The organism is Streptomyces sp. NPDC048291, assembly GCF_043201715.1.
Lineage (GTDB): Bacteria > Actinomycetota > Actinomycetes > Streptomycetales > Streptomycetaceae > Streptomyces.
The window spans coordinates 1-18,493 of the sequence record NZ_JBICZC010000026.1 but is presented as its reverse complement, the minus strand read 5'-3'; the positions used below and the strand labels follow the sequence as shown (position 1 = coordinate 18,493).

Here is an 18,493-nt window from a genome sequence, read left to right as displayed (position 1 = left end):
GCCGGTTCCGCGCGGGCGGCGTTCCGCTCCGGGGTGACTCCCGGAGCGGAACGCCGTTTCGCGTGTGCCGTCAGGGAGCCTGGCGCGGCGCCGTGCTCGCCCGTTCCGTCAGCCGGGGCGCCAGCAGCGTCGCCTCGGGTACGTCCGGGTCGCCGTCCAGCTTCCGCATCAGCAACTCGGCTGCCCGCTCGCCGAGTTCCGCGGCCGGCAGCGCCACCGAGGTCACCGGGACGCGCAGCGCCGCCGCCAGCTCGTCCGGGCAGATCGCGGTGACGGACAGGTCGGCCGGGACGCGCAGGCCGAGCCGTTCGAAGGCGTCGACGAGGGGTTCCAGGGCCGCCTCGTTGTGGACGACGACCCCCGTCAACGCCGGTTGTTCCCTGAGGAGTCGCTCGGCGACGCGGCGTGCTCCCGCGGGGGTCGCCTCGCACGGGTGGACGGAGGACGCCATGCCGTTGCGGTCCGCGGCGGTCGTGAAGCCCTGGACGACGCGCTGGGCGAACGCGGTCTCCCGGACGTACACCTCGGGCGGCGAGCCGACCAGTGCGACCACCCGGTGTCCGAGCTCCGTCAGCCGCTCCACGCACAGCTCGCCGGCCGCCTTGAAGTCCAGGTCGACGCAGGTCAGGCCGGCCGCGTCGGAAGGGAAGCCGATGAGGACCGAGGGGCGTTCCAGGGCGCGCAGCAGGGGCAGGCGGGGGTCGTGGAGCTGGACGTCCATCACGATGAGGGCGTCGACGAGCGCCGTGTCGGCGACCCGGTGCAGGCCCTCCTCGCCCTCCTCCTGGGTCAGGAGGAGCACGTCGTGGTCGTACCGGCGGGCCGTGGTCACCACCGACACCGCGAACTGCATCACCACCGGGACGTGGATGCCGGTACGTAAGGGGATCACCAGGGCGAGGACGTTGGCGCGGCTGCTGGCGAGGGCGCGGGCGCCGGCGTGCGGGCGGTAGCCCAGTTCGCGGATGGACGCCTCGATACGGCGCCGGGTCTCGTCGGAGATCGGGCGCTTGCCGCTCAGCGCGTAGGACACGGTGCTGGGGGAGACCCCGGCGTGCCGGGCCACGTCGGTGATCTTCACCATCAGCCCAGCTCCAGCGAGAGGAACCCGGTGCCGGCCGCGGCCCGTGCCGTCCGCTCTCCGGCCGCCAGCGCCCAGGGCGCCGCCGGGTCGCTGCACGAGGCCCGCAGGGTGTCCCCCTCGCGTACGACGGTGAAGGTGACGTCCCCGACCGGGACCGTGACCTGGGCGCCCCGGTCGAGGCCGAACGCCCGCAGGGTGACCCCGTCGGCGTGGTCGTAGTCGGGGCGGTCGGCCACCGCGCCGACCGGGATCACCGCGCCGGGACGGACCAGGAGGGGGACGCTGAGGAAGTCGTGCTGCTCGCGGACCCAGCCGGGGCCGGTGACCGTGCGGCCGGTCAGGAAGTGGGTCCAGGTGCCTCGCGGACAGTAATATGTCACATACCCCCCGTCGTCGAACACCGGTGCCACCAGCACATCCGCCCCCAACATGTACTGCCGCTCCACATGCGCGCACCCCGGATCGTCCGGGAACTCCAGCACCATCGCCCGCATCACCGGCACCCCCTCCGCAGAGGCGGTGCGCGCGGCCTCGTACAGGTACGGCATCAGGCTCAGCTTCAGCCGCGTGAAGTGCCGCAGCACGTCCACGGCCTCCTCGTCGAACAGCCACGGCACCCGGTACGACGACGACCCGTGCAGCCTGCTGTGCGAGGACAGCAGCCCGAAGGCCAGCCACCGCTTGAACAGCGCCGGGCTCGGGGTGCCCTCGAAGCCGCCGATGTCATGGCTCCAGTAGCCGAACCCGGACAGGCCCAGGGACAGCCCGCCGCGCAGGGACTCGGCCATCGACTCGTAGGTGGCCTCGCAGTCGCCGCCCCAGTGCACCGGGAACTTCTGGCTCCCGGCCGTCGCCGACCGCGCGAAGACGACCGCCTCCGCCTCCCCCCGGTGCTTGCGCAGCACCTCGAAGACGGTTCGGTTGTACAGGTACGTGTAGTAGTTGTGCATCCGCTCCGGGTCCGAGCCGTCGGACCAGGCCACGTCCACCGGGACGCGTTCGCCGAAATCGGTCTTGAAGCAGTCGACCCCCTGGGCGAGCAGCGCCTCCAGCTTGGCCGCGTACCAGTCGCGCGCCGCCGGGGACGTGAAGTCCACCAGCGCCATCCCCGGCTGCCACAGGTCCCACTGCCACACGCTCCCGTCCGGTCGCCGCAGCAGGTGTCCCAGCTCCTTCCCCTCGGCGAACAGCGGCGACCGCTGCGCGATGTACGGGTTGATCCACACGCACACCCGCAGCCCGCGCTCGTGCAGCCGTCCCAGCATCCCCTCCGGGTCCGGGAACACCCGCGGGTCCCAGCGGAAGTCGCACCAGTTGAACTCCCGCATCCAGAAGCAGTCGAAGTGGAAGACGGAGAGCGGGAGTTCGCGCTCCCGCATGCCGTCGATGAAGGAGGTGACCGTCTTCTCGTCGTAGGAGGTGGTGAAGGAGGTCGACAGCCACAGGCCGAAGGACCAGGCGGGCGGCAGCGCCGGGCGGCCGGTCAGGGCCGTGTACTTGCGCAGGATGTCCCTGGGGGTCGGGCCGTGGATGACGTAGTACGTCAACTGCTGCGACTCCACGCTGAACTGGACCCGCGACACCGCCTCCGAGCCGACCTCGAACGACACCTTCCCCGGGTGGTCGACGAAGACGCCGTAGCCCGCGTCGGTGAGGTAGAACGGGACGTTCTTGTAGGCCTGTTCGGTGGCGGTGCCGCCGTCGGCGTTCCAGATGTCGACGACCTGGCCGTTCTTGACCAGCGGGCCGAAGCGTTCGCCGAGGCCGTAGACCGAGGTGCCGACCCCGAGGCCCAGCTGCTCCCGCAGATAGTGGGCGCCCGTCGCCGCGTCCCGCATGATGCCCATGCCCTTGGGGCCGCTGGAGGTGAGGGTGCGGCCGGCGGAGCGGAAGTCCAGCCGCCAGGGGGCCGTACGGCTCAGCCGCAGGGTCAGCGAGCCGGAGGTCAGGGTCGCGTACTCGTCGTCGTACGACACCTGGGAGGCGAAGTCGGCCCGCCGCAGCTCGAACTGCGGGCCGCGTGGCCGCTCGCCCTCGAAGTGGGTGAAGGTGACGCCGATGACGTCGGGCATCGGGGTGTGCGCGCTGATCGTCAGGACCGGTCCCTTCAGCAGGTCGCCGCGGTGGCGGATGGGCTGGGTCGGCGCGTGGATCTCCAGGGCGCCTTCCGTGGCCGTGACGTCGAGGACCTCGACCGGGTGGGCCGCGGTGACGCCCTCGCGCAGCAGCCAGTAGCCGTCGGTGAACTTCACTCGCGTACCTCCTATTTGACCGCCCCCACGGCGATCCCCCGGGTGAGCGTGCGCTGGAAGACGAGGAAGAAGACGACGGCCGGAAGGACGCCGAGCAGGGCGGCCGCGTTGGTCATCGTGGCGTCCATCAGGCGCTGGCCCTGGAGGACGCCGAGGGCGACGGACACCGTCTGGTTGTCGTTGGAGACGAGCATGACCAGCGGGAGCAGGAACTCGTTCCAGGTCCAGATGAAGAAGAAGACCAGGAGCACCCCGAGGGTGGGGCGGCTGACGGGTACGACGATCCGGACCAGGATCTGCCACTTGTTCGCGCCGTCGATCCGGGCCGCCTCGACGATCTCGCGCGGGAACTGCCCGAGGACCGAGGAGAGCAGATACGTCCCGAACGCCGACTGGATCACCGTGAACACGATGATCACGCTGAGCCGGGTGTCGTAGAGGCCGGCCTGCTTGCTCAGGTAGTACAGCGGGTAGACCAGCGCCTCCTGCGGCAGCATGTTGGCGAGCACGAAGAAGGCGAGGACCCAGGTACGGCCGCGGATCCGGCCGATGCCGATCGCGTAGGCGTTGAGGACCGAGAGAGCGGTGGCGAACAGGGCCACCGAGCCGCTGATGACGACCGAGTTGACGAGCTTCTGGCTGTAGTCCACGCGCTGCCAGAAGTCCTTGAGGCCGTCCAGGTAGAGGCCGTGGGGGAGGCTCAGCGGGCCGTGCTGGGAGTACTCCGCCGGGGACTTCACCGCGTTGACCGCCACGATCAGGAACGGGACGACCATGAAGAGGGCGGCGAGGCAGAGGGCGAGGAGGACCGGGTAGCGGCGCAGGGCGGTCATGAGTCCTCCACCCGGCTCTGCAGCTTCAGGCCCAGCACGGCCAGGGCCAGGATGATCACCGTGAGGACGGTGGAGATCGCCGAGCCGTAGCCGACCTGGGTCTTCTCGAAGAACGTGGTGAAGGAGAAGTAGGAGGGCACGTCGGTGGCGCCGCCCGGGCCGCCCTTGGTCAGGACGTACACCGCGCCGAAGACCTTGAGCGCGGCGATCGTGCACCAGGTCAGGACGACGTACACCTCGGGGCGGATCTGCGGCAGCGTGACGTGCCGGAAACGGCGCCACCAGCCGGCGCCGTCCAGCTCGGCCGCCTCGTACAGCTGGGGGTCGACGCGGCCGAGCCCGGCCATGAAGACGACCAGCGGGAAGCCGAGCTGGACCCAGACGAGGACGCCCATGACCGTGTAGAGGGCGAGGTCGGGGTCGCCGAGCCAGTCCTGCTGCCAGGAGCCGAGACCGACCGCCTTCAGGAGGGCGTTGAGGGAGCCGTCGTCCGGGGCCAGGATCCAGCTCCAGACGATGCCGGCGACCGCGACCGGCAGCACCTGGGGGAGGTAGAAGCAGGCGCGCAGGACGGCCGCGATCCGGGTGCCGAAGTGCTTGCCGATGTAGTCGAACAGGGCCGCGGCGAGGAGGAGTCCGAGCGCGGTCGGGAGCGCGGCCATCGCCACGACCATGAAGAGGCTGTGCCGGAACGACGCCCAGAACTCCGTGTCGTGCAGCAGCTCACGGTAGTTGGCGAGCCCGGACCAGTGCGGGCTGCCCACGCCCTGCCAGTCGGTGAAGCTCACGCCCGTGTTCATCAGGAACGGTGTGATCACGACCGCGAGGAAGGCGAGGGCGCCGGGGAGGAGGAAGAGGGCGTACGAGTCCCGGCGCACCGTCACTTGGTGCCCTTGTCGTACGCCGTCTGGAGGTTGCTCAGGTAGGCGTCCGGCTTCTCGCTGCCGGTGATCAGCTTCTGGGTCTCGGAGACGAGGGTGTCGTAGAAGCCGGCGACCGGCCAGTCGGGGTAGAAGGCGAGGCCGTCGCGCTCGCTGACGGTGTTGAAATTGGCGATGAGCTGCTTGGACTTGGGGTCGGTGATGGCGCTCGCGTCGGCGGCGACCGGGACTCCGCCCTTGTTGCCGAGCAGGTTCTGGATCTTCTTCGACATGGTGATGTCGATGAAGTCGTAGGCGAGGTCCTTGTTCCCGGAGTTCTTCGGTACGACCCAGAGGTTGCCGCCGGAGCCGAGGGTGAGGTTCGAGCCGGGCCACAGGAAGCTGCCCCAGCCGAACTTGGCCTCCGACTGGAAGCGGCCGTACCACCAGCTGCCGGAGAACAGGATCGGCGACCTGCCCTGGATGAAGGAGACCCCGGCCTGCTCGGCGGTCGTACCGGAGGACGTCTTCGCGAGGTAGCCCTTCTTCACCCAGTCGGCGAAGGTGTCCGCCGCGTACGTCCAGGCCTGGTCGTGGAAGTCGGCCTTGCCCTGGTACAGCTCGTAGGCGTCGACCCACGAGCGGTCGGCCTTCGAGAGCGCCAGCTGGTAGAGGTACTGCTGGGCCACGTACTCGGAACCGGCGTTGGCGAGCGGGGTGACCCCCTTCGCGACGAACGTGTCCATCGCCGCCGTCAGGTCGTCGAACGTCTTCGGCTCGGCGATCCCGTACTTCGCGAACAGGTCCTTGTTGTAATAAACCATGGTGTACTCGGCGTAGTTGGGCACTCCGTACCACTTGCCGGAGCCCATCACGCCGTCGGCGTCGTACTGGCTGGTGGTGCGCACGCCCGCGCTGAGCTTCTTGTCCCAGCCGCGCTTCGTCGCCTCGGCGGTCAGATCGGTCAGCAGGCCCTGCTTGGAGAGGAGCCCCGCCGTCGCGTTGCCCTTGTTGTACTCCATGATGTCGGGGGCGTCGGAGGAGTTCAGGACCATCTGCGCGGTCTTCTGGATCTGCTCGAAGCTCTTCTCCTCGTACTTCACCTTCACGCCCGGGTGGGTCGCCTCGAACTCCTTGATGGCCTCGTTCCAGGCGATGCCCATCGCGCTGTTCGGGGCCTCGTAGTGCCACAGCCGCAGCGTCTTCGCGTCGGACGCGCTGCCGCCCGAGCCGCCGCAGGAGGTGAGGAGCAGCGATCCGGCGAGGATCACCGCCGCGGTCGCGGTCCGCCTTCGTGCCGTCAACATCCAATGCCTCCAGGGGAGTCGGCTGGATGGTGCTCGTCCCGCGTCGAATCGGTTCGGGGCGGGACGTCGAAGCGCTTCGACGCAGGACGGTAGGTGCGGGCTGTGAGACCGTCAATGGGTGCGGCGGGAATTGGGCGAAGCGATTCGACTGACGGCCTGCACCGCGAGGGCCGCGACGGCCGCCGTGGCCGGGGTGGCGAAGGCGGCCGCCGGCGAGACGTGGTCCGCCGCCCAGCCGCCGAGCGCGGAGCCGCAGGCGATGCCGGTGAGCAGGGCGGTGACGACCAGGCTCATCCCCTCGTTGAGGCGGCCCTCGGGGGCCCGGTCCTGGACCAGCGTCATCGCGGTCACCATGGTCGGGGCGGTCGCCATGCCGGCCACGAGCAGGGCGGGGGCGAGGGCCCAGAGGCTGTCGAACGTGCGCGCGGCGAGCAGCGGCAGGGACATCAGGGCCGCCATCGCCGACAGGCAGACGGGAAGCCTGCGTTCGGCGGGTCCGGCCGGCCTCAGCGCCCCGTACAGCAGGCCCGCCGCGCATGAACCGGCCGCCTGGAGGGCGAGCACGGCACCGGCCGCCGAGCGGTGGCCGTGGGCGTCGGCGAAGGCGATCGTGACCACCTCCATCGAACCGAACACCGCGCCGGTCGCGACGAAGCAGACCAGGAGCGGGCCGATGCGCAGCGGGGTGCGTGCGGTGGCCGAACCGGCCCTGCGCGGCGGCTCGGTGGCCCGCTGGGCGGCGAACAGCAGCGCACCGGTGAGCAGCAGCACCGCGCCGACCAGCGTGCCGGCCTCCGGGAAGAACGTGCCGGTCAGGAAGGAGGCGAGGACCGGTCCGAGCATGAAGCACAGCTCGTCGGCGGACTGTTCGAAGGAGTTCGCGGTGTGCAGGGCGCCCGGGTCCTCGCGCAGCAGATGGGCCCAGCGGGCGCGGGACATACCCCCGAGGTTGGGGGTGGTGGCGGTGGCCGCGTAGGCCGCGAACAGGGTCCAGTCCGGGGCGCCGTAGCGGACGCAGAGCAGCAGGGCGAGGCTGCCGAGCACGGCGCTGACGGTCGCGGGCACGGCGACCCGGGCCTGCCCGTACCGGTCCACGAGCCGGGCGATCCAGGGCCCGGCGAGACCGGTGGCGGCGAGGCCGGTCGCGGTGACGGCACCGGCCAGGGCGTACGAGCCGCGCGACCCCGCGATCATCACGACCGCGCTCACGCTGAACATGCCCATGGGGAGCCGGGCCAGCAGGTTCCCGGCGGTGAAGGCCCGGGTGCCGGGGAGCGCGAAGAGGCGGCGGTACGGGCCGGGCGGGCGGCGGGGGCCGGAACGGGGGCGGGAGCGGCCGTCGAAGCGGGGGCTGAAGTCGACGGCGACGAGGGAGTCCGCCGTGACGGTGTGGAGGAGCTGCTGGGAGGCCCGTTCGGCCGGGTAGGTGGGGTAGGTGGGGTCGGTCGGGTCGGTCGGGTCGGTCGGTCGTGGCATGGACACCACCGTCGCGCGGAACGGATCAAGGGGTCCAACACCTGCTCGGCGCCGATTCACGCACCTGTGTTGTAAATTCGCGTGATGTCAGCGCCCACCTCGCCCGCCCACATCGAACCCCGCCTGCTGCGCGTCTTCGTGACCGTCGCCGAGGAACTGCACTTCACCCGCGCCGCCGCCCGGCTGTACGTCGCCCAGCAGGCGCTCAGCCGTGATGTACGGCGGCTGGAGCGGGAGTTGGGCGCCGAGCTGTTCCTCCGCAGTACCCGGCAGGTCGGCCTCACCGCCGACGGCACCCGGCTGCTGCCGTACGCCCGCCGGGTGCTGGCCGCCCAGGACGCCCTGCTCGCCGCGTTCGGGCAGGCCCGCCCGCTGCTGGTGGACCTCAACTCCCCGGGTCTGGAGACCGCCCGCCGCGTCCTGCACCGGGCCCGCGAACTCGCCCCCGACTGCGAGCTGATGGCCCGCTACGAGAGCGGGCTCACCGGAGCGGCGGCCGAGCTCCTCGCGGGGCGGCTCGACGTGTCCTTCGGACGGCTCGCGGGTCTGGATCCGGCGCTGCGCTCCGGGCTCGAACACCAGCCCGTACGACTCGAACCCATGGCCGTAATTCTCCCCTCCGAACACCGGCTCGCGGGCCTGGACGCGGTGCCCCTGGCCGCGCTCGCGGGTGAGACGGTATACGCCGGCGCCGGGAACGAGCGCACCCTGGAATGGACTGACCTGGCCTTTCACCTCTTCGAAGGACGGGACATCACAGTCGCGCCGCCGCTGCCGCTGGCCGTCGGGGAGGAAGAGTTCCAGCGAGTCATGGCCAAGGATCGGTATCCCGTTCTCGCGGTAGTGGGTTTTCCGGCCATACCTGGAAGCGTGTCGCGACCGCTGGTCGATCCGGTCCCGTTGTCGCCTGTGTCGCTCGTGTGGCGAAAGGGGCTGGTCCATCCGGGAGTCGACGCGCTGCGGCGGGCGGCCGTGGAGATCGGTCGGGCGGAACGGTGGCTTCAGTGGCCGGCCGACGGATGGATTCCGGCCAGTGATCAGGAGGTGATGGACGACCACAAATGACACATCGGGAACACGGATCTCCCCCGTGCGCTAGCTTCATGGGCCCGAGTACGGAGAGCTGCAAGGGGGCGCTCGGAGCGGGTGGGGGGCCCGTTCCGTCGACGTGTGCTCGGGTTCGTCAGTGCGCCCGGAACAGTCCCGTGGGGGGATGTACGCGCGTGAAAAATTGGCGAGAAGAAACCCAACCCGAACTGCCGCAGGTGGTCCTGGATGCCCGGGATGTGCCGGTGGCGGGGGATGACCGGGTCGACAGGGACGACGGGGCCGACAGGGACGACGGAGTGGGGGCGGGCGTCGCGGCCGCCGAAGGCGGCGGCGGTGGCGGTGGGGCTGGTGAGGCCGCCGGGGCGGCGGGAGCGGCCGGAGCCGGCGGTCCGGCGGGGGCCGCCGCCGGGGCCGTCGAAGCCGCCGGAGTGACCGAGGTGTTGCGGGCCGGGGCGTTACGCGACCCGTGGAGCGTGGTCGAACCACCGATCCCGGTGTTCCCGCGTGGCCCGGCCCCGGGCCTCGTCCACGACCCCGACGAGGTGACCGTCCAGAACGACGTCGGTGCCGTACGAATACGGCCGACGGGGCCGGTGGGGTCGGCGCGGCGGGCAGGGGCGGCGGGGCCGATGCGGTCCGCCGTGGCGGGGTCCCCCGGTGCTTCGGGAGGCTCTGGCGCCTCGGGGGCCGCTGGCACATCCGGAGCCGCTGGCACATCCGGAGCCGCTGGCGCACCCGGAGGCTCAGGTGCTGCCGACGACGTCCCCGTCCCCGTCTTCGTGGACGCGTCGGGGCGCCGCAGCCGCCGGTTCCGCAGGTTCGGGATGGCCGTCGGCCTCGCCTGTGCGGTCTACGCGGTCGTCATCGTCGTCACCCTGCTGTCCGGGAGTTCCGACGCGCCCTGGCTGCCGGTGCCCGGGCAGAACGCCGACAGGCCCGCCGGCAAGGTAGACGACTCGCCGCGGCCCGCCCGGTCGCCCCGGTCCTCGGACGACGGCGCCTCGGTGGCGGGCCCGGCCGTGAGCGGCGGTACGACCCCGCCGGCCGGCGCCTCCTCCCGGACGTCCGGCGCCGGAAAGGGGACCGCCCGGCCGAGCGCGTCGGCGTCCGCCCGGCCGACCTCGTCCTCCGGGGTGACGGTCACCTCGCAGAAGCCGGGGTCGCCGTCCGCGTCCGCCTCGCCGTCCGCGGTGGCGCCGTCCTCGGACGCGCCGTCCTCGCCCGCCGCGTCGCCGCCTCCGGCCTCGCCCAGCGAGTCGGCCGCCCCGACCGGCGGCCCGGTCGCGGAGGGCCCGGCACCGCGCGCCGGCATCCGCGGTGCCACCGAACCCGCCCCCGTCCTCTGATGGCACCCCGCACCCGACGCCGTCCGGCCGCCACCGGCGCGAACCGGAGCCGCCCGGCCTGGACCCCGAAGGTCCTGGACGTCCTGAAGAAGCACCACGCGCACGCCGTCTTCTTCGTCACCGGCACCATGACCTCGCGCCATCCGCAGCTGGTCCGGCGCATGGTGGCCGAGGGCCACGAGGTGGGCGTGCACACCTTCAGCCACCCCGACCTGTCGTACCAGTCGAAGAAGCGCATCGACTGGGAGCTGTCCCAGACCCAGCTGGCGATCACCGGCGCGGCCGGCATCCGCACCTCCCTGTTCCGGCCGCCGTACTCCTCCTCCGCCGACGCGATGGACGACCTCTCCTGGCCGGTGACCCGGTACATCGGCAGCCGCGGCTACATCACCGTCGTCAACGACAGGGACAGCGAGGACTGGCGCAAGCCGGGCGTCGACCGGATCATCCGCAACGCCACCCCGGCCGGCGGCAAGGGCGCGATCGTCCTGATGCACGACTCGGGCGGCGACCGCCACCAGACGGTCGAGGCCCTGGACCGCCTGCTGCCCCGACTGGAGGCGCGCGGCTACCGCTTCGACAACCTCACCGAGGCCCTGAACGCCCCGAGCGCCCACACCCCGGTCACCGGCCCCGACCTCTGGCAGGGCAGGGCCTGGATCTTCCTGGTCCAGGCCGCCGACGGCATCACGGACGTGCTGGTGGTCGGCCTGGCGGTGACCGGCGCCTCGGTGCTCGCCCGGTTCGCCCTGATGCTGCTGCTCTCCTTCGCGCACACCCGCAGGGTCCGCCGCAAGGGCTTCCGCTGGGGCCGCCGCCCGGTGACCGAACCGGTCTCGGTGCTCGTCCCCGCCTACAACGAGGCCAAGTGCATAGCGAACACGGTCCGTTCACTGACCGCGAGCGAGCACCCCGTCGAGATCGTCGTCGTCGACGACGGTTCGACGGACGGCACGGCACGGATCGTGGAGAACCTGAGGCTGCCGGACGTTCGGGTGGTCCGCCAGGAGAACGCGGGCAAGCCCGCCGCCCTCAACCGGGGCCTGCGCAACGCCCGTCACGACATCGTCGTGATGATGGACGGCGACACGGTCTTCGAACCGGCCACGGTACGGGAGCTGGTCCAGCCCTTCGCCGATCCGGCCGTCGGCGCGGTCGCCGGCAACGCCAAGGTCGGCAACCGGGATTCGCTGATCGGCGCCTGGCAGCACATCGAGTACGTGATGGGCTTCAACCTGGACCGCCGGATGTACGACGTGCTGCGCTGCATGCCGACCATCCCCGGCGCGGTCGGCGCGTTCCGCCGTACCGCCCTCCAACAGGTCGGCGGCATGAGCGACGACACGCTCGCCGAGGACACCGACATCACGATGGCGATCCACCGCGCCGGCTGGCGGGTGGTCTACGCGGAACGGGCGCGGGCCTGGACGGAGGCCCCGGAGTCGGTCTCCCAGCTCTGGTCCCAGCGCTACCGCTGGTCGTACGGCACGATGCAGGCGATCTGGAAGCACCGCGGCGCCCTGCTGGACCGCGGCCCGTCCGGCCGCTTCGGCCGCGTGGGCCTCCCCCTGGTGTCGTTGTTCATGGTCGTGGCCCCGCTCCTCGCCCCCCTGATCGACGCGTTCCTCCTCTACGGCATCGTCTTCGGCCCGACGCAGAAGACGATCGGCGCCTGGCTGGGCATCCTGGCGGTCCAGGCGGTCTGCGCGGCCTACGCCTTCCACCTGGACCGCGAACGCATGACCCACCTCGTCTCGCTCCCGCTCCAGCAGATCCTCTACCGCCAGCTCATGTACGTCGTACTCCTCCAGTCCTGGATCACGGCCCTGACCGGCGGCCGGCTGCGCTGGCAGAAGCTGCGGCGGACGGGAGTGGTGGGGGCCGCTCCGGGCACCGCGGGGGCGGGCTCCGCGGGGGAGAGGCCGGCGGCATGACCCAGGCAGAAGCGACCCCGGTCGCACCGGACAGGGCGGGCACCGGCGCCGTCCGGGACCGCTACCTCGACCTCCTCCGCTCCCTGGCCCTGCTCCGCGTGGTGGTCTACCACCTCTTCGGCTGGCCCTGGCTGACCGTCCTCTTCCCCTCCATGGGCGTGATGTTCGCGCTGGCCGGCTCCCTGATGGCCCGCAGCCTGAACCGCCCGGCGGGCAGCGTGATCCGCTCCCGGCTCCGCCGCCTCCTCCCACCGCTGTGGCTGTTCGGCGCGGTTCTGCTGACGATGATGCTCACGGCAGGCTGGAACCCGCTCGACGATCCTGACGTGGGCGCCGGTTGGACCCACTGGTGGACGCTCCTCGACTACGTCCTCCCGATCGGCGCCCCGCCGTACCCCGAACACCTCGGCTCGGCATCGGGCCTGCTGGACGACACCTGGGCGGAACAGGCGGCGGGCCCGCTCTGGTACCTCCGCGCGTACCTGTGGTTCGTCCTGCTGTCGCCTTTGCTGCTGCGGGCGTTCCGCAGGTGGCCCCTGCCGACGACCCTGGCCCCCCTGGCGCTGACGGCCGTCCTGGCCACCGGGCTGCTGCAGATCCCCGGCGAAACGGGCAACGCCGTCACGGACTTCGCGGTGTACGGCGGCTGCTGGATCCTCGGCTTCGCCCACCAGGAGGGCGTCCTTGCCCGCGTCCCCCGCTACGCCGCCGTCTCCCTCTCCTGCCTGGTCATGGCGGCGGGCCTGTGGTGGGCTTCGGGCCACCAGGGCCCCGACGGCTGGGACCTCAACGACATCCCGCTCGCCCAGGCATGCTGGTCGTTCGGCGCCGTGCTGATCCTCCTCCAGTACTCCCCGTCGTGGCGCGAGCTACCGACCGGCCTCCGCCGCTGGGACAGATGGATCACCCTCTCCAACAACCGCGCCGTGACCATCTACCTCTGGCACAACCTGCTGATCATGGCAACGGTCCCGATCATCGACGAGGCCTACAACCTGCCGTTCCTGGCCTCGGACCGGGCGGCGGGCCTGCTGGACTCCACCTACGGCTTCTGGATGTTCGTGGTGGTCTGGCCGCTGATCGCGGTGGCGGTGGTGGCGTTCGGGTGGGTGGAGGACGTGGCGGCGGGCCGCCGGGCACGCCTGTGGCCCAACGGGGCGGGACGGGGGCGGTCGCGCCGTCGTGGTAGCTGAGGAGCCGCTGCCGTCAGGTCGGGTCGTTTCGCCATCGGAACGTGTAGTCCTGCTGCCCCGCGTCGAAGGCCACCCGCAGTCCGCGGTCCGGGAGGGCGAACTGCTGTCTGAGCCAGCCGTCCATGGCCAGCGCCGCGACTTCCGGCCGGTAGTGGGCGAGCGGGAACGTGAACGACGTGACCCTGACGGTCAGGCCCTCGGGGTGCAGCGACAGGAGGGCGGCCGCGTGCGCGGCCAGGCCGTGGGCCAGCCAGTGGACGTCCCGCCAGTGCGCCCCCGCGGGCGGGATCAGGCGCACCTGCCGGTCGATCCGCAGGAAGAAGCCGTCCTCCGTGCCCGGGGGCAGGCGCTCCGCCGTCAGATCGGCGGCGAGTCCGCCGAGCGGGCTGCGGAAGCGGTACGCGAAGGTGCTGGTCTCCGTCGGGTGTCCAGCTCCGGGCAGGGCAGCCGCGAGGAGTTGCCGAAGACGCCTCACCTCTCGCACGAGCCGAGGGACGGCTTCCCGCGCCATGGCGATGAAGGCCGCGTTCTCGTCCCAGCGGCTGTCGGCGCAGTCCACGTAGCGTGGCTCTTGCACCAGGGTCGCCGCGACCATCTCCCCGTGGTCGAAGCCGGGCCACCGCTCCCCGCGCCCGGTGTCCGCCACCGTGCTGACCGCGCGCAGGTTCATGGCATGGCTGTCGTCCAGGTCCCTGACGAACCAGGGCCCGGGCGTGGCCGCGGCGCACATTTCCTCGATCTCGTCGAGGTCGGGTACCGGTGCGTCGCCCTCGCCAGCCGGCGGATGCTCTTCGCTCACGACCCGCCCAGCATCCGGTCCTCGTCGAAGCCGAGTTCGTCCTCGATGCCCAGTTCCTCCGCGGCGTGCCAGCGCAGGGGGTCGGGCCAGGCCGCGGGATCGCCGGCGGCGATGCCGCGCAGGAACCCGACGGCTTCGGGGGTGCCGATCTCACCCAGAGTCTGGAGGGCCTTGACGCAGAAGGTGAAGTAAGGACCGTCGGTCGACTTCCGTTCCCGCACCAGGGCGGCGACCGGCTCGACTCCCTCCGGGGCCCGCAGCTCTCCGAGCAGGTCGACGACGTCCTCCGCGTTCACGCCCGCGGGCCGCGAGACCAGCACCGCCGCCAGGATCGGTCCGAGCCCTTCGGGATGGAGATGCAGCGCCAGCGCCGCGAGCCGTTCGAAGCGCCGCCAGTTCCCCTCGGCGGACGCGATCCGCAGCCAGTCGAGGACGCGCTGCCGTGCCGCAGGCACCGCGACCGCGATCTCCTCGGCCCGGCGTGCGCCGACGTATCCGCCGGTGACGAGGGAGTCCACCTGCTCCAGGAGAGCACGGTCGGCCGCCGATTCAGCCGATTCACCAGACATGTGTGTCGTTCTACCTTCCAGGCCCGGGTTCCAAGGACGCACGCCCAGGTCAGATCCGTTCGTACGTCATTCTCAGGATGTTCGAGTTGAACACATCCGCCGAGCCCTCGCGGAGCCCGAAGTTCAGCCCACCCCGTTCCATCTTCACGTGCACGAACTGGGTGCTCTCCCCGATCTCGTCCAGATGCAGGCCGAACGCTTCCTTGATCGCCGCGATGTTGTCGCCCGAGCCGCGCCCCGCGGCGATGAGAGCCTCTCTGGTGCCCGGCTCCATCTCGTAGCGGACGACGTGCGTGTACTTCTGGGCGTTCCTGCCGCCACGTCGGCCGAAGCGTTCCGCGATGCCCCGGACGTAGTCCTCCTCCTGCGTCACGAAGTTCTCGCCACGAGGTGTGATCTCGCCCTTCGGGCCGAGCCTGGAGAACTCCTTCTCCGACATCACGCGGTAGAACGGCTCGTAGGGGGAGAGACCCAGCGGGTCCGTGGCCGTCCACGGGTTGGTCACATACGCGGTGGGGTGCGGTGCGGCGGTCAGTCCCAGCGGGTCGGGGCTGATGTAGTGCCCTGTTTCCGGGGCGTAGTAGCGGTGCCGGTTGTAGTGGAGTCCGGTTTCGCTGTCGTGGTACTGCCCGGGGAAGCGGAGCGGTGTGGACGCCGTGCTCGGCCTCGGCCACGTCGTCGCGCCGAACAGGGTCGAGCGGGCGCGCCAGGCGATGTCGCCCCGCTCGTCCACCAGCTCGGTCGGAGTGCCCACCAGGTCCGTGATGACGGCGAAGAACCGGGAGTCGATCTCCCGCTGGGTCACGGTGTCCGTCAGCCGCTCGGTCTGGGCGACCGGGTGGAGACCGTCGTGGTCCCAGGTCACGGTGGCGGCGTGCCGGAGCGCCTCCCCCGTGGTCGTCTGCTCCACCAGGGTGTCGCCGTCCCAGATGAAGCTGGTCTCCTCGACGGCCCGGGCCCCGTTGCCGTCGGCCGCCGTCCGCTGCTTCGCGGTGCGACGCCCGAACACGTCGTACCGGTAGCGCCAGAGTGTCCCGTCGGGTGTGACCACCGAGGTGAGGCGGTCCTCCATGTCCCAGGTGTAGCGCCATGTCTCCGTCTGCCCGGAGAGCCGGGCCCGGCGCTGGGCCACCAGTCGGCCGGCCGCGTCGTACTCGTAGCGAACCCGTCCGGCTCGGGTGACGCGAGTGCCCTCGTAGGCCCGCGGCCCGCGCGCCTCCCCGGCGGCATGCGTGTCGGGCCAGTCGGCTTCGGTCTGGTCGCCGGCCGTGTCGTAGACATACGACTCGGCCCAGCCCTCGGCACTGACCGAGGTGACCCGGCCCACCGGATCCAACTCGATACGCCGCCCGCCCGCCAGCTCCTGCACCCCGACCACCTGGCCGTCGGGACGGCGGCTGTAGCGGCGGTGCTGCACGGTACCGCCTGCCGTGTCCGCGACCTGTTCGGCCAGTAGTCCGGACAGGTCCCAGCCGCTGCGCACGGTCAGCGCGGTGTCCACCGCGCGGGTGATCTCACGTCCGGCGACGTCGTAGCCGAACCGGAGGGTGTGATCCGCCGTGCTCAGCGAGGAGCGACGGCCGTAGGCGTCGTACGCGTACTCCGTCACCAGCCCGGACGGCGTGGTCCGCCGGGTCCGTCGGCCGAGCGGGTCGTAGGCGAAGGTGATGGTACGGCCGTCGACGGACTCGGCGACGATCCTTCCCCAGTCGTCCCTCTCGATCCGTACGGAGGACTCGTCGGTGCCGGCGCTCAGCAGGCGACCCATGGCGTCGTGCTCGTAGCGCGTGACGACACTCCCGGCCGTCTTCGCGGCGACCTGGCCGAGCATGTCGCGCTCGTAGGCGATCCGCTCCCCGAGCGCGTTCTCGCGGGCGATGACCCGGCCCGAGGCGTCGTACTCGTAGCGCAGCACACGGCCGTCGAAGTCGCGCTCGGACACGACGTGCCCCGCCGGATCGTATGCGTACGCCCAGGTTAGCCCCCGCGGGTTCGTGACCCGGGTCAGGCGCAGCGACGCGTCGTGATCGTAGGTGTACCGCGCTCCGTCCGGACCGGTCGTGGCCGCGAGGAGGTCGAAGTGCGTGTACTCGTAGGACGTGACCCCACCGCAGGAGTCCGTGTGTCGGACACAGTTGCCCTCACCGTCGTACTCCCAGCTTTCCGCCGTTCCGTCCGGGCCCGTCCAGTGGGCGATGCGGCCTTCCACGGTCCACGACAGCCGTGCCTCGCCGCCCGCCGAGTCGCCGACCGCGAGGACGCGTCCGAACGCGTCGTACCGACGCCGTTCGTGGTTTCCACGGGGGTCGACGAGGTCGGTGGTGAGACCGGCCGCGTTGGTCTCCAACCTGGTCACGTTGCCGAGGGCGTCGATGACCGACGTGAGCCTGCCGGAGTCGTCGTAGGAATAACCCACGGTGACGCCGGTGGGACCGGTGACCGTGGTGCAGTTGCCCCGTTCGTCGTAGGTCCGCCGCCAGGTGCTGCCGTCGGCCTGGACCGCCTTGGTCTGCCGGCCCAGACGGTCGTAGGCGAAACGGGCGGTCGCGCCGTCCGGATACGTGACGACCAGCGGCCTGCCGAACTCGTCGCGGACGTAGCGGACGCAGTTTCCGAGTGGGTCGGTGACGGCGGTCTCGTGGTGTCGCTCGTCGTACTCGGTGCGGGTGGTGTTGCCGAGAGGGTCGATCTCGGCGATGACCTGGCTGCCGGCGTTGACGACGAAGCGGGTGGCGGCGCCCTCGGCTGTGGTGAGGGTGGTGATGCGGCAGTCGGGCCAGGCGGGGTCGGTGCCGTCGTAGTCGAGCGTGATGGTGATGTGACCGGCTTCGCCGCCCTCGGCGACGCAGCGGTCGAGATGGTCGTAGGTGTAGGCGTAGCGACTGTTGTTGGTGTCGGTCCAGGAGGTGACACGCAACCGGTCGTCATAGGCGAAACGCAGGGGCAGGCCGGAGGAGTTGACCGTCTCGGTGAGATTGCCGTCGGTGTAGCCGTAGCGCTTGACGACGATGTCCGAGCCGTCCGCGGCGGCTCCGGCCAGAGCGAGCGCGGTTACACGGCCGTCGTCGGTGGTGAACTTGAGGTGGTAGCCGCCGGAGTGGCGGATGGCGAGCGGGGTGCCGTGCTCGTCGTGGTCGAAGGTGATGGTGTGCCCGTTGCGGTCGGATATCCGCTTGAGCAGAGCGGTGCCGTCGGCGGTCGGGCGGGCGAAGTGGCGGGTATGGCCGGTGAGGGGGTCGGTGGTGCGATACGCGCCGTCGTCGTGCCGGATCAAGGGGCGGCGGGGGCCGGCCTCCGGCATGACCGGGGTGTGGGGTGCGGTGGGGTGGGGGTAGGCGAGGAGGAGGCCGTCCTCGGTGACGTGGACGATGCCGCGCTCGTCGACCTCCAGACGCTCATCGAGCGTCGATGCCCAGCTCGGTCCGAACCACCAGCCGCAGCGGTAGTCGGAGGCGACGCGGCGGGTGAAGGCCAGCGGGAGCAGCCCGGGCAGCTCGATGTCGCTCTGCGGGAGGTACATCGCGCCGGTCGCCATGTCGACGGGGTCGCTGCCCTTGGAACGCACGACGCTCTTGAGCCGGTTGAAGGCCCCTTCGCCGCCTTCGGCGAGCATGCCGCGGGCGTTCTTGCCGAGCCCGCGGACGGCGAGGCTCATGGCCTTCATGCCGCCGCGGAGGTTCTTCATCTCCTTCAGCCCCTTGGCGAGTTTGCCGAGGCTGGTGATGCCCTTGCCGCCGGGTATGCAGTCCAGCGCCGCGAACGCGACATCCCACAGGGACGCCTGCCCCTG

13 protein-coding genes are annotated in these 18,493 nt (G+C 71.3%); 3 read left to right on the top strand and 10 right to left on the bottom strand.

What is annotated here, in order from left to right; translation table 11 throughout:
- Positions 1-70: 70 nt before the first annotated feature.
- The 6 genes from ACGF5O_RS46935 to ACGF5O_RS46910 all read right to left on the bottom strand — a co-directional run bounded on the left by ACGF5O_RS46935 (position 71) and on the right by ACGF5O_RS46910 (position 7,812).
- A complete protein-coding gene (locus ACGF5O_RS46935; RefSeq protein WP_393816093.1) occupies positions 71-1,084 on the bottom strand; it encodes a LacI family DNA-binding transcriptional regulator in 1,014 nt (337 codons plus the stop codon).
- Positions 1,084-3,336: an alpha-xylosidase gene (yicI, locus tag ACGF5O_RS46930; protein WP_393816092.1), complete on the bottom strand. Its 2,253-nt coding sequence runs from the start codon at positions 3,334-3,336 to the stop codon at positions 1,084-1,086. The genes ACGF5O_RS46935 and yicI overlap by 1 nt, the downstream gene beginning before the upstream one ends.
- 11 nt (positions 3,337-3,347) lie before the next feature.
- Positions 3,348-4,169 carry a carbohydrate ABC transporter permease gene (locus ACGF5O_RS46925; protein ID WP_393816091.1) on the bottom strand — a complete coding sequence of 274 codons (822 nt, stop codon included), beginning with the start codon at positions 4,167-4,169 and terminating at the stop codon, positions 3,348-3,350.
- Positions 4,166-5,053 carry a carbohydrate ABC transporter permease gene (locus ACGF5O_RS46920; RefSeq protein WP_393816090.1) on the bottom strand — a complete coding sequence of 296 codons (888 nt, stop codon included), beginning with the start codon at positions 5,051-5,053 and terminating at the stop codon, positions 4,166-4,168. Before ACGF5O_RS46920 ends, ACGF5O_RS46925 begins: the two co-directional genes overlap by 4 nt.
- Positions 5,050-6,336, bottom strand: a complete 1,287-nt coding sequence (locus tag ACGF5O_RS46915) for an ABC transporter substrate-binding protein (RefSeq protein ID WP_393816089.1) — start codon at positions 6,334-6,336, stop codon at positions 5,050-5,052. Before ACGF5O_RS46915 ends, ACGF5O_RS46920 begins: the two co-directional genes overlap by 4 nt.
- A gap of 111 nt (positions 6,337-6,447) precedes the next feature.
- Positions 6,448-7,812, bottom strand: coding sequence for an MFS transporter (locus ACGF5O_RS46910; RefSeq protein ID WP_393816088.1), 1,365 nt, complete (start codon positions 7,810-7,812; stop codon positions 6,448-6,450).
- Between the two features lie 84 nt (positions 7,813-7,896).
- Between ACGF5O_RS46910 and ACGF5O_RS46905 the strand changes: the two genes are divergently transcribed.
- Positions 7,897-8,877, top strand: a complete 981-nt coding sequence (locus ACGF5O_RS46905; protein ID WP_393816087.1) for a LysR family transcriptional regulator — start codon at positions 7,897-7,899, stop codon at positions 8,875-8,877.
- Between the two features lie 835 nt (positions 8,878-9,712).
- Here ACGF5O_RS46905 and ACGF5O_RS46900 read toward each other — a convergent pair.
- Positions 9,713-10,186, bottom strand: a complete 474-nt coding sequence (locus ACGF5O_RS46900) for a hypothetical protein (RefSeq protein WP_393816086.1) — start codon at positions 10,184-10,186, stop codon at positions 9,713-9,715.
- A 21-nt stretch (positions 10,187-10,207) separates the two neighbouring features.
- On the opposite strand from ACGF5O_RS46900, the gene ACGF5O_RS46895 reads away from it, so the two are divergent.
- Complete coding sequence (locus ACGF5O_RS46895) at positions 10,208-12,142, top strand: bifunctional polysaccharide deacetylase/glycosyltransferase family 2 protein (protein WP_393816085.1); 1,935 nt, start codon at positions 10,208-10,210, stop codon at positions 12,140-12,142.
- Positions 12,139-13,335 carry an acyltransferase gene (locus tag ACGF5O_RS46890; RefSeq protein WP_393816084.1) on the top strand — a complete coding sequence of 399 codons (1,197 nt, stop codon included), beginning with the start codon at positions 12,139-12,141 and terminating at the stop codon, positions 13,333-13,335. The genes ACGF5O_RS46895 and ACGF5O_RS46890 overlap by 4 nt, the downstream gene beginning before the upstream one ends.
- Before the next feature lie 13 nt (positions 13,336-13,348).
- On the opposite strand, the gene ACGF5O_RS46885 is transcribed toward ACGF5O_RS46890, so the two are convergent.
- From ACGF5O_RS46885 to ACGF5O_RS46875, 3 genes are all read right to left on the bottom strand, one after another.
- The gene (locus ACGF5O_RS46885; RefSeq protein ID WP_393816083.1) at positions 13,349-14,134 is read right to left on the bottom strand and encodes a hypothetical protein; all 786 of its coding nucleotides are present in this window, start codon (positions 14,132-14,134) and stop codon (positions 13,349-13,351) included.
- Positions 14,131-14,703: a hypothetical protein gene (locus ACGF5O_RS46880; RefSeq protein ID WP_393816082.1), complete on the bottom strand. Its 573-nt coding sequence runs from the start codon at positions 14,701-14,703 to the stop codon at positions 14,131-14,133. The genes ACGF5O_RS46885 and ACGF5O_RS46880 overlap by 4 nt, the downstream gene beginning before the upstream one ends.
- Positions 14,704-14,752: 49 nt before the next feature.
- The coding region (locus ACGF5O_RS46875; RefSeq protein WP_393816081.1) for an RHS repeat-associated core domain-containing protein at positions 14,753-18,493 on the bottom strand (3,741 nt) is incomplete at its 5' end.